The sequence below is a fragment of the Rhodococcus sp. NPDC077669 genome, assembly GCF_040686915.1.
In the GTDB taxonomy this organism is placed as follows: Bacteria; Actinomycetota; Actinomycetes; order Mycobacteriales; family Mycobacteriaceae; genus Rhodococcoides; species Rhodococcoides fascians.
The window spans coordinates 218,435-228,801 of record NZ_JBFBMD010000004.1 but is presented as its reverse complement, the minus strand read 5'-3'; the positions used below and the strand labels follow the sequence as shown (position 1 = coordinate 228,801).

Here is a 10,367-nt window from a genome sequence, read left to right as displayed (position 1 = left end):
GGCGGTTCCCCCCTCCACCCCTCGCGCTGTGGTTGGTCTCTCGTGGGGGTGGTTCCCGAACCCCACCCCCCCCCCCCCCCCCCACGACGAGGGGCGGTCAGATTTTGTTCTCCGAACCCACTGCGTCGGCCAGACGAGCGAATCCGTGCTGCTCGAGTCGGGACAGCAGACCACGGTTGATGTTCCTGATCCACAGCGGTCCGCCGTAGATGAACCCGGTGTATCCCTGCACCAGGGACGCACCGGCAACGATACGTTCCCAGGCCTGCTCTTCCGTTTCGATTCCTCCCACCGAGATCAGCGTCAGCTGCGTCCCGACCCGGCGGTAGAGGCGCCGAATGACGTCCAGCGAGCGAGCCTGCAGTGGAGCACCGGACAGCCCGCCTGCACCGATGGCCGCGACCGCCTCCGCGTCGGTACGGAGTCCGTCGCGAGAGACAGTCGTGTTGGTCGCCACGATGCCGTCGAGGCCGAGTTCGACAGCCAGATCAGCGACGGCGTCGATGTCCTCGTCGGACAGGTCCGGCGCAATCTTGACTAGAACCGGCACCGACACCACCGACTGCACGGCAACCAGAATCGGCCGCAACGATTCGACGGCCTGCAGATCTCGTAGACCCGGCGTGTTGGGGGAGCTGACGTTGACGACGACAAAATCTGCCAGGGGCCCCAGCAACCGGGCGCTGGTGGTGTAATCGGCGGCGGCGTCCGCCGGCTCGACGATCTTCGTCTTGCCGATGTTCGCACCGATGGGAATCCGTGTTCTGCGCGAACGCAGTTTCGCGGCCGCGTACTGCGCACCGTGGTTGTTGAAGCCCATGCGATTGATGATCGCGCGGTCGAGAGGCAGCCGGAACAGCCGAGGCGTCGGATTGCCGGGTTGACCCTGCGCAGTCACGGTGCCGATCTCGGCGAACCCGAACCCCAGCGGGGCCCACGCATCGATACCATCGGCGTTCTTGTCGAACCCGGCGGCAAGCCCGAGGGGGGCCGGAAATTCGATGCCGAACGCCGTCGAACGCAACCGCGGATCGTCGACGACGAACAGTGCACTTGCCAGCTTACGAAGCGGAGGAAGCGCCGCAACAGCCCTGAGAACACCGAACGCGAGGTGATGAATCCTCTCCGGTGATACGAGGAACATCAGGCGCAACAGGACGCGGTACAGACGGTCTCCCACGGTCTTCTTTCAGGTCGGTACTTCAGGGTCGTTGTTCGGAGTCGATCGGTGCTGCCGTCGAGCCGGTCAGATTCCGGGCTCCGGCACATGATGTGCGGTCTTCTTGCGCTTGAGCAACACGCGGCGACTTCCGTCGGTGTACAGACGTACCCGAGACAGCTCCCAGCCGCCGAATTCGGCCTGAATCGCGAGCCGCATCGATGCGGTCACGCGAGTGACGTCCGGTGGCAACCGGAGAGGGACGTACTCCCAGTCGTCGGACGGGGACACCTCCCACCCGACGGGCATCTTCGCTCGGCCCGGCATCGAATTCTCGTGTGCGTTCACGTGCCTCCACCATTCTCGAGGGTCGTTCCTGCGGGTACCGTCTCCTGCCGATTCAGCAGGTCAACGGCCCGCGGCGGGGATGCGCTGCAGCCCGTCCCCGGTCGCCGATCCCACGTACAGATCGCCGGTATCCGCGTCGACGGCAACCGAGTTCGGCTGTCGCACAGTGGGCAACCGTTGCGCCTCGACCGGAATTCCGGTGTCGAGTGTGTACCCGACCACCTCGTTGCGAGCCGGCAAGGTGACCCATGCAATACCGGATTGTTCATCGTAGGCGATCGCCCAGGGCGCGGACCCGACCGGAAACCGTTGCCGCATCAGCAGATCGTGCGAGGTGAAGACCAGCAGCTCGGTGCCGGTCGAGTCGGTGACCAGAAGTCGTCCGTACTCGTCGCTGGTCATCTCTGCGGCGCCTTCGCCCGCGCGCAGGGCCACACCGAGGGTGTCGTCGTCGAGGTTCAGATCGGTGATCGAGGTCTGGCGGCGATCGAGTACCGAGACACCGTCCGGTGTGCTGGCCAACGCGTCGGCCGAGGTCACGCCCGGTCCTGAGACCGTGCTCGTCACCTTTCCGGCGGCGTCGAGAATGCGGATACGCCCGGTGGCGTCACCCACCGCCGTGGTGCCGTCGGGTAGATCGGCAGCCGACAGAGTCCGGCCGTCGACCGGAGTATCGGTGCGCTGAGCGTCTGCCACGGTGATTCGCGAGAGAACTCCGTCCATCGGAACCAAGACACTCGAGTCGCGTCCGGCGACCAGCTCTGCAGCGGATCCGCCCAGATCCACCACGCGGGGCTCGCTCGACGCCTCCCCGTCCACCAGGCTCACGGTGGTCGACGCGTCGGTCAAAGCAACCAGAGTGCGCGTTGCAGAATCGAAAGTCAGTGCGTCCACGGGAGCGAAGGCGCGGACGACTCCGGCCGGAGCCACTGCAGTCGCGGGGGACAAGGCAGGCGGCTGCGGCTCGACGGAGATCTCGTCGGCGTTCTCGTCCTCGCTCGAGCAGCCACCCAAACCGACGAGTGTGACGACGGCGAGCGCGGACGCCACTGCCGTCCTGGCCGTACGTGCCGACGGTGTTCGCATGGAACCGAACCTACTTCCTGTGGTGACTGCCCCTGGTAAGGCGCTGCCACATCTGTACCAGCGCGCGTCGAACTCGGCGAAATCGACAGCCCGGGACTCGGTGCCGTTCGTCGGGGGCGCGGAGACGGTAGCGTGTTCGATCGGCATCGAATTCGTGAACGAGCACGACATGGGAGCGGATGTGGGATCCGAAGGAACGCACTTCGTGGTCGAGGAAGTGAATGCGGGTACGCACGCCAACGGCTTCGGCAGAACAGACGACGGACGCGCGTTCGCGTTCAGAGTGCAGCGCAGCACGCTCTACGTGAAGATCTATCGGGCCGATGTCGTGACGGCCGTGCCGGATCGAACCGAAGTGGACGCCGTCGCCGAGCACTCGGTCACCGAGATCGATCTGACCGACGAACGCAGCATCATCGGGGTGGTTCGTGACGCAGTCGCTCACGCTCAGCAGCTGTCGGATGTGTCACTGCGAGACACGGCAGTCCGGGCCTTCTTCAATCGCGTCAACTCTGCGCTGGAGGGTTTCTGAACCCTGGTCGTTCCGCAGGCTTCACTCCAGCCCCCCGCTTCGGGATCACCAGTTGCTCACCGGTGACGGGGTGGTCGAAGACATCGACCGGGTGTCGGTAGATCCGGCCGAGCCGCTCGGCGGTGAGAACCTCCCGGGGCGGTCCCGTAGCCACCAGCTCGCCTGCGTCGAGAATCGCGACCCGATCGGCGTAGGCCGCAGCAAGACCCAAATCGTGCAGTACGACAACCACGGCACGACCGGACGCGGCCAGTGAACGCACCACGGCCATCACCGACTCCTGGTGTCCCACATCGAGCGCCGCGGTGGGTTCGTCGAGCATGATCGTGGCGGTGCGCTGTGCCATGACACGGGCCAACGCGACTCGGGACTGCTCACCGCCGGATAGGGAACCGAACGGACGTCCGGCGAATTCGGACACGTCGCAGGCGGCCATGGCGGCGGCCACCTGCGCGTCGTCCTCGCGTACCGCCGACGTTCCGGTCCACGGAGCTCGGCCCATCCGCACGATCTGCTCGGCGGTGAATGCGAACCCGATCGCGTGCTGTTGCGGGAGCACGGCGCGTCGTCGCGCGAGGTCGACCGGCCGGAAGCGGGACAGTGGTCTCTCGCCGAGCAGTACCGATCCGGAACTGGGCTCGGTGTCTCCGGACAGGACCGACAGCAACGTGGACTTACCCGCCCCGTTCGGGCCCACGAGAGCCAGAATCTCTCCGACGACGACCTCGAGATGCACGTTGTTCAGAACGGCCCGGTCACCGCGGTGTGCGCCGACCCCCACGGCGACCAGGGTGCGTGAACCCGGTGTCGGGTCGGCAGGAATGTCGGAACGGTGTCCACCGAACTTCCCGATCATGCCCAGCCGCCCTGACGAGCCCGGGTGCGGCGCAGCAGCCAGAAGAAGAACGGTGCGCCCGCCAACGAGGTCACCATCCCGAGCGGAAGGTCGACGTTCGCCACGAGCGTCCGCGTGACGAGATCGGCCCCGAGGAGGACCACGCCTCCCGCGAGTGCGCTGGCAGGGATGAGTACCCGGTGCGCCGGACCGAGCACCATGCGCATGGCGTGGGGTACCACCAGACCCACGAACAGGATGATCCCGGTGAACGCCACTCCGGACGCGACGAGCACTGCGACGACCACGATGGCGAACTGACGCAGGCGCTCGACGTTCACGCCGAGATGGCGCGCCACGTTCTCACCGAGTGCGAGCAGGTCCAGTCGGCGGGCGATCATCGACGACGCTCCGATCCCGACCAAGGCCAGCGGACCGACCACCGCGACCGACTGCCACGTGGCACCGGCAAGGGATCCCAACTGCCAGAAGACGATCTGGTCGCGAGCGGCCGGGCTGGCGACGAACGTGAAGAACGCGATCACGCCGCCCGCGAACGCATTGACGGCGACTCCGGTGAGGATGAGGGTCACCACCTCGGTTCGGCCGGCATTGCGAGCCAGGAAGTAGACCGCAATCGTGGTGACGAGTCCGCCCACGAAGGCTGCGAGCGCAACGGTCCAGACCCCGGCAAAGCTGCCGCCCAGGACGAAGACCGAGCTCGCACCGACAGCCGCGCCCGACGACACGCCGACGACACCGGGTTCGGCGAGAGGGTTGGCGAACACACCTTGGAGCAGTGCACCCGCGCATCCCAGACAGGCACCGACGAGCATCGCGAGGGTCAGCCGAGGAAACCGGACCTGCCAGAGGGTCACCTCGCCGCTGGGGTGAGCGGGCAGCGGGCCGATGTCGAGGCCCACCCGATGCGTCAAACTCCCCAACACTTCCGCCGGAGTCGTCGGTACCTGCCCGACGACAGCCGACACCAAGGCCAGCACCATCAGCACGACCGCCAGCGCGACGAACGTCGAGACCACTCGCGTCGTACCCGACCGCGACCGTGCAGACGACACGTCGCTCATGAGGCAGGTTCGTAGACGGCCTTCGACAATGCAGCCAGCACCTTTCCGGTGTTCGGACCGAAACTGAGAACGGTGCCGTCGTCCATGTCGACCACCCGACGCTGCTGGCCGGCGGGAGTCTGCGCGATACCGGGTATCTGCTCGAGCCCGTCGATCCCGCCGATCGATTGCAGCCCCTTGGTCATCATGAGAATCACGTCGGGTGCCGCAGCGATGAGTGCCTCACTGGTCACCGGGACGAACTGTTCGGTCAGACCCGATTCGACCCCTGCATCCCGAGCACCGATCGCCTCGATGAGAGCGTCCGCTCCGGAACCCGGACCGGCGAGCATCTTGATCGCCGGACCACGCATGTACAAGAACGCAACCTTCAGCGACGCGTCGGATCGAGGCGCGTTCTGTGTCGCGGCGGCAATCTCTTCGGTTGCCCGTTGCGCGAGTGCGGAACCGGCGTCGGGAACCCCGAGAGCCGCCGCAACAGCGTCGATCTGTCCTGCTACCCCGGCCAGAGTTCGAGCGGGGTCGAAGTAGACGACCGGAATTCCCGCGGCCCGAATCTGATCCTGGACAGCGCGCGGGCCGATACTGGTGTCGGTCAGGACGACCGTCGGCGACAGCGCGAGAATGCCTTCGGCACTGAGCGAGTGGCCGGTAGGGGTGACGTCGGGTACGTCTGCTGCCGCGGGAAACGACGCCGAGGTGTCGCGCCCGACGAGATTGTCACCGAGTCCGAGCGCGAACACCGTTTCGGCGAGGGTGCCGTACTGGTCGGCCGCCACGATCCTGCTGTTGTCCGAAATGGTGACGGGCACGCCGTCGAAACCGGTGACGGTGACCGGGAGTTCGGCAACCGGATCGACAGCGATGGGCGTCGGATCAGGGTCGTCGACGACGGCGGTGCGGGGGCCGATCGTGCCGGAGTCCGGGGCCGCGGAGTTGTTCACCGAACACGACACCAGCAGTCCGGCCGTCAGCAGCGCGGCGGCGAGGCGTTTGACGATCACGACCATAGGTTAGCCTGCCCGACCTTCGGTTGACCTCACCCCAGGCCGAGCAGCACCTGCGATCAACCGCTGACGTCGTCCAGGGCCGACGTGATGGCAGCCGGCAGTTCGAGCTCCTCGGCCATCAGAGCACCCATCAACTGGGCCAGATCGCGGGCACCGACGATCGCACTGCTCACCCCGGGACGATCACGAGCCCACGCAAGTGCGACGACCAGGGGAGAGGTGGCAAGGCCATCGGCGGCCGTGACCGCCGCATCGACGACACCTACCGCCGAGTCGGTCAGGTACGCATTCACCGCGTCGGCGTGTAGCTCGTCGGCCCCGCGCGAATCGGCCGGAATCCCGTTGCGGTACTTACCCGTCAGGACACCACCTGCCAGGGGAACCGCCGCGAGGATGCCGATGCCGTGGTGCAGGGCGGCGGGAACCAGTTCGTCCTCGATCCCACGGGCCAACAGTGAGTACTCCGCCTGCGTCGACACGATCCGTCCGATACCGGCCGCACCGGCAGCCGTGGCCAACTGCCAGCCCAGATACCCGCGGGCACCGGTGTAGCGAACCCGTCCACTCGAGACGGCGTAGTCGAGTGTCGCCGCCACCTCGTCGACCGGGGTCATCGGATCCCACGTGGCCACCTGCCACAGGTCGAGATAGTCGGTACCGAGCTCACGCAGCGTTGCGTCCAACTGACCGAGCAGTCCGCGCCTCGAGCAATCGACGTGATATCGGCCGTACCGCGAACCGACCCCCGCGGCACTGCTGATCACCAAGTCCTGCCGAGGAACCACATCGTCGAGCAACTCCGCGAGTACTCGCTGAGCTCGACCGTCGCCGTACGCCGGAGACGTATCGACCAAGGTGCCGCCCGCCTCGGCGAACGCCGACAACTGCGCCGCAGCGTCGTCCCCATCGGTCCCGCTGCCCCACCCGAGAGTGCCGAGGCCGAGCCTCGACACCCGAAGTCCGCTGGTGCCGACCGATCTCTGCTTCATATGTGCCGAATGTCCTTTTGCCTGTGATCGTCGGGTTCGTACTGGCCTGCCGCCAGTGCACAGTAGTGCGCCGCGCCGCTCGGTGCGCAAGTGCCGCGCCGGGTACGGTCGTCCCCGTGAATCGCGAATCCAGGGGGCGGGCACTCGCCCACGCGCCGGCAACAATCGAATCGTCCACTTCGACGCTGGGACGGGGCGCCGCATGATCGACATGACGTGGCTGCAGGCGATGATCCTCGGCGCAGTCCAGGGACTGACGGAATTCCTTCCCATTTCCTCTTCCGGGCATCTGCGAATCGTGTCGGGGGTCTTCTGGAACGAGGACGCCGGCGCGTCGTTCACCGCGGTGACGCAGCTGGGTACCGAAGCCGCTGTCCTGCTGTTCTTCTGGCGCGACATCGTCAGAATCATCAAGGCCTGGTTCGTCGGATTGCGCAGGAAAGAAGAACGGGGTCTCGATTACCGCATGGGGTGGTACGTGATCATCGCCACCATCCCGATCGGCATTCTGGGTCTGTTGTTCAAGGATCAGATCCGCACCGGTGCGCGCAATCTGTATCTCATCGCGTTCATGCTGATCGCTTTCGCCGTAGTCATCGCCGTCGCGGAGAAGCTGGGCCGTAAGGAACGGCCGATCGAGAAACTCACCACCAGGGACGGCATCGTCATGGGCCTCGCTCAATGCCTGGCGCTGATTCCCGGAGTGTCCCGCTCCGGAGCCACCACCAGCGCTGGCCTGTTTCTCGGACTCGAACGCGAAGCTGCAGTGCGCTTTTCGTTCCTGCTTGCCATCCCGGCCGTCACGGCGTCCGGCTTGTTCTCGCTGCCCGACGCCTTCGAGCCGGTCGGCTCCGGCCTCGCCGCGTCGGGACCACAGCTGCTGGTGGCCACGATCATCGCGTTCGGCCTGGGTTATGCCTCGATCGCCTGGCTGCTCAAGTTCGTCGCGAACCATTCGCTGTACTGGTTCGTCGGTTACCGCATCGTGCTCGGTGTCGTTGTTCTGGGTCTGCTGGCCGGCGGGGTTGTCTCGGCTACGTGAACCGTTCCTCGTTAGGCTCGGAGCAATGACAGTCATCTTGCTTCGCCATGGACGTTCGACGTCGAACACTGCGGGCACGCTCGCAGGTCGGAGCGAAGGGGTGGAGCTCGACGACCGGGGCCGAGAGCAGGCACAGGCGGTTGCCGAACGGCTGGGGGTCCTCCCGGTCGTGGAGATCGTGCGCTCTCCGTTGTTGCGGTGCGAGCAGACCGTGGAACCGCTGGCCACTCGGTTGGGGCTGACTCCGATGGTCGAGGACAGGATCGTCGAGGTCGACTACGGACAATGGACCGGTCGAACCATCAAGGAGCTGCTGGCCGAGCCGCTGTGGAAGGTCGTTCAGCAGCATCCGTCCGCGGCGGTGTTCCCCGAAGGCGAAGGCTTGGCTACGGTGCAGCAACGCGCGGTCCAGGCGATACGGGAGCACGATGCGCGGCTGGCCGCCCACCACGGCCGGGATGTGCTGTGGGTGGCCTGCTCTCACGGGGATGTGATCAAGTCGGTGCTGTCCGATGCGATGGGTGCACATCTCGATTCTTTCCAGCGGATCGTTGCCGATCCGGCGTCGATCAGCGTCGTGCGCTACACCTCGACTCGGCCGTTCGTGTTGCGGACCAACGACACCGGATCCGACTTGAGCGTGTTCGTGCCGAAGGCGGAAGAGCCGACGTCCGACGAAGCCGGCGCGAAACCCGACGTTGCAGACTCGTCCGATGCAGTGGTGGGCGGCGGCGCGGGCACCTAGAGATGCCGGTTCGCCGCCGATCTCCCGATCGGTGGCAGGCTGGAGGGCGAGCAATACCGTCCACGGTCGATCTGTGGCCGATAATGGAAGTTCGCGATTCGTTTCGCGGAGCTTTTCGAGTCGTTAGGAGGTGCAATGCCGCGCGCCATACACGTTTTTCGCACCCCTGATCGTTTCGTCGCCGGGACCGTAGGTGAGCCGGGTGACCGAACGTTCTTTCTCCAGGCGGTGCACGATGCCCGAGTGGTCTCGGTCGCGTTGGAGAAGCAGCAGGTACAGGTGCTGGCCGATCGAATGGGACTGCTGCTCGAGGAGGTGCAGCGTCGCTTCGGTACCGATGTGCCGACCGAGGAGGCCGAGACACTCGACACCAGCCCGTTGGTGACCCCGATCGACACCGAATTCAGGGTCGGCACGATGGGGTTGGGTTGGGACGCCGACGCCAATGCCGTCGTGGTGGAGTTGTTGGCCGTCAGTGAGGTCGAGGTCGACGAATCCGTCGTGCTCGACGACACCGACGAGGGCCCCGACGCGGTTCGAGTGTTTCTGACACCCGTTCAGGCTCGCGAGTTCGCAGCGCGGTCCGAGCTGGTCGTGGCGGCCGGCCGAGCGCCGTGCCCGCTGTGCGGCCTGCCGCTCGCCCCCGAGGGACACGTCTGCATCAGGACGAACGGCTACCGCCGCGGTGCCACCTTCGGTCCGGTGACAGAGGTCGACGAGTCTTGACCGTCGAACTACCTCCCTTCGAGGGCCGCGAGACCATGGAGACCGGCGAGCTGACTGTCGTCGGCCGGGTGGTTTCGGCGTCCAACGCCACCCTCGTGTGCGAGGCGGGCGACGGCGACTCGGCAGTGCGGTGCGTGTACAAACCCGTGCGCGGCGAGGTGCCGCTCTGGGACTTTCCCGACGGCACCCTCGCCGGGCGGGAGGTGGCGTCGTACGAGATCTCCGAGGCGCTCGGGTGGGGCGTGATTCCGCCCACGGTGCTGCGCGACGGTCCGTTCGGTCCCGGCATGGTGCAGAAGTGGATAGATACTCCCGAGGAGCGGGTCGAGGGCCGCGTGGACCTGGTCGACATCTGCCGTCCCGATCTCGTTCCGGCGGGCTGGATTCCGGTGTTGCAGGCCTACGACGGCGATGGCGAAGAGATCGCTCTGATCCATGCCGACGATCCACGCTTGCAGCGGATGGCGGTTCTCGACGTCATTCTCAACAATGCAGATCGCAAGGGTGGGCATGCCCTCGAAGGTCTCGACGGTTATGTCTACGGGGTGGATCACGGCATCTGCCTGCACGCCGAGAACAAGCTGCGCACGGTTCTCTGGGGGTGGGCAGGCCAGGCGGTCGACGATGCTCTGATGGCCGACGTCGTGCGGTTCGTCGAGACCTTCGACACCGTCATCGCTCCACGGCTGGTCGACAAGATAACGCTGGCCGAAACCGTTGCGGTGTTGGATCGGGCCCAGCAGCTGATCGCGCGCCCGGTCATGCCGGAACCTCGATCGAGCAGACCGATACCGTGGCCCGCCTTCTGAA

12 protein-coding genes are annotated in these 10,367 nt (G+C 66.1%); 5 read left to right on the top strand and 7 right to left on the bottom strand.

Going from position 1 to position 10,367, the window contains the following annotated elements; all coding sequences use genetic code 11:
- Positions 1-97 precede the first annotated feature (97 nt).
- From AB0P23_RS07240 to AB0P23_RS07230, 3 genes are all read right to left on the bottom strand, one after another.
- Positions 98-1,168, bottom strand: coding sequence for a quinone-dependent dihydroorotate dehydrogenase (locus AB0P23_RS07240; protein WP_206497597.1), 1,071 nt, complete (start codon positions 1,166-1,168; stop codon positions 98-100).
- Between the two features lie 78 nt (positions 1,169-1,246).
- On the bottom strand, positions 1,247-1,486 hold the full coding sequence (locus AB0P23_RS07235) for a DUF5703 family protein (protein ID WP_027497059.1): 240 nt from the start codon (positions 1,484-1,486) through the stop codon (positions 1,247-1,249).
- A gap of 81 nt (positions 1,487-1,567) precedes the next feature.
- Positions 1,568-2,593 (bottom strand): hypothetical protein, encoded by a 1,026-nt coding sequence (locus AB0P23_RS07230; RefSeq protein WP_206497540.1) that lies wholly within the window; start codon positions 2,591-2,593, stop codon positions 1,568-1,570.
- Between AB0P23_RS07230 and AB0P23_RS07225 the strand changes: the two genes are divergently transcribed.
- Entirely contained in the window at positions 2,592-3,125 is a 534-nt protein-coding gene (locus AB0P23_RS07225; RefSeq protein ID WP_241257590.1) for a hypothetical protein, read from the top strand. The genes AB0P23_RS07230 and AB0P23_RS07225 overlap by 2 nt on opposite strands.
- Here the strand turns inward: AB0P23_RS07225 and AB0P23_RS07220 are convergent.
- From AB0P23_RS07220 to AB0P23_RS07205, 4 genes are read right to left on the bottom strand one after another with little or no spacing between them, the layout of a single operon-like run.
- Positions 3,100-3,981 carry a heme ABC transporter ATP-binding protein gene (locus AB0P23_RS07220; RefSeq protein WP_206497541.1) on the bottom strand — a complete coding sequence of 294 codons (882 nt, stop codon included), beginning with the start codon at positions 3,979-3,981 and terminating at the stop codon, positions 3,100-3,102. The two genes, AB0P23_RS07225 and AB0P23_RS07220, sit on opposite strands and share 26 nt — an antisense overlap.
- Complete coding sequence (locus tag AB0P23_RS07215; RefSeq protein ID WP_205024473.1) at positions 3,978-5,045, bottom strand: iron ABC transporter permease; 1,068 nt, start codon at positions 5,043-5,045, stop codon at positions 3,978-3,980. The genes AB0P23_RS07220 and AB0P23_RS07215 overlap by 4 nt, the downstream gene beginning before the upstream one ends.
- On the bottom strand, positions 5,042-6,055 hold the full coding sequence (locus tag AB0P23_RS07210; protein ID WP_206497542.1) for an ABC transporter substrate-binding protein: 1,014 nt from the start codon (positions 6,053-6,055) through the stop codon (positions 5,042-5,044). The genes AB0P23_RS07215 and AB0P23_RS07210 overlap by 4 nt, the downstream gene beginning before the upstream one ends.
- Before the next feature lie 56 nt (positions 6,056-6,111).
- Positions 6,112-7,044, bottom strand: coding sequence for an aldo/keto reductase (locus AB0P23_RS07205; protein WP_032365792.1), 933 nt, complete (start codon positions 7,042-7,044; stop codon positions 6,112-6,114).
- Positions 7,045-7,246: 202 nt separating this feature from the next.
- Between AB0P23_RS07205 and AB0P23_RS07200 the strand changes: the two genes are divergently transcribed.
- The 4 genes from AB0P23_RS07200 (at position 7,247) to AB0P23_RS07185 (ending at position 10,366) form a co-directional block, all read left to right on the top strand.
- Entirely contained in the window at positions 7,247-8,086 is an 840-nt protein-coding gene (locus AB0P23_RS07200) for an undecaprenyl-diphosphate phosphatase (protein ID WP_206497543.1), read from the top strand.
- A 25-nt stretch (positions 8,087-8,111) separates the two neighbouring features.
- Positions 8,112-8,831, top strand: coding sequence for a histidine phosphatase family protein (locus AB0P23_RS07195; protein ID WP_027497066.1), 720 nt, complete (start codon positions 8,112-8,114; stop codon positions 8,829-8,831).
- Between the two features lie 135 nt (positions 8,832-8,966).
- Positions 8,967-9,557 (top strand): DUF3090 domain-containing protein, encoded by a 591-nt coding sequence (locus AB0P23_RS07190; RefSeq protein WP_027497067.1) that lies wholly within the window; start codon positions 8,967-8,969, stop codon positions 9,555-9,557.
- A 35-nt stretch (positions 9,558-9,592) separates the two neighbouring features.
- Entirely contained in the window at positions 9,593-10,366 is a 774-nt protein-coding gene (locus tag AB0P23_RS07185; protein ID WP_169879440.1) for an SCO1664 family protein, read from the top strand.
- The last annotated feature ends 1 nt before the right edge of the window (position 10,367 follow it).

Excerpts from the sequence above, each read along its gene's own strand:
- AB0P23_RS07235 (WP_027497059.1), bottom strand. The coding sequence starts at position 1,486 with ATGCCGGGCCGAGCGAAGATGCCCGTCGGGTGGGAGGTGTCCCCGTCC.
- AB0P23_RS07225 (WP_241257590.1), top strand. The coding sequence starts at position 2,592 with ATGGAACCGAACCTACTTCCTGTGGTGACTGCCCCTGGTAAGGCGCTG.
- AB0P23_RS07230 (WP_206497540.1), bottom strand. The coding sequence starts at position 2,593 with ATGCGAACACCGTCGGCACGTACGGCCAGGACGGCAGTGGCGTCCGCG.
- AB0P23_RS07220 (WP_206497541.1), bottom strand. The coding sequence starts at position 3,981 with ATGATCGGGAAGTTCGGTGGACACCGTTCCGACATTCCTGCCGACCCG.
- AB0P23_RS07215 (WP_205024473.1), bottom strand. The coding sequence starts at position 5,045 with ATGAGCGACGTGTCGTCTGCACGGTCGCGGTCGGGTACGACGCGAGTG.
- AB0P23_RS07210 (WP_206497542.1), bottom strand. The coding sequence starts at position 6,055 with ATGGTCGTGATCGTCAAACGCCTCGCCGCCGCGCTGCTGACGGCCGGA.
- AB0P23_RS07205 (WP_032365792.1), bottom strand. The coding sequence starts at position 7,044 with ATGAAGCAGAGATCGGTCGGCACCAGCGGACTTCGGGTGTCGAGGCTC.
- AB0P23_RS07200 (WP_206497543.1), top strand. The coding sequence starts at position 7,247 with ATGATCGACATGACGTGGCTGCAGGCGATGATCCTCGGCGCAGTCCAG.
- AB0P23_RS07195 (WP_027497066.1), top strand. The coding sequence starts at position 8,112 with ATGACAGTCATCTTGCTTCGCCATGGACGTTCGACGTCGAACACTGCG.
- AB0P23_RS07190 (WP_027497067.1), top strand. The coding sequence starts at position 8,967 with ATGCCGCGCGCCATACACGTTTTTCGCACCCCTGATCGTTTCGTCGCC.
- AB0P23_RS07185 (WP_169879440.1), top strand. The coding sequence starts at position 9,593 with ATGGAGACCGGCGAGCTGACTGTCGTCGGCCGGGTGGTTTCGGCGTCC.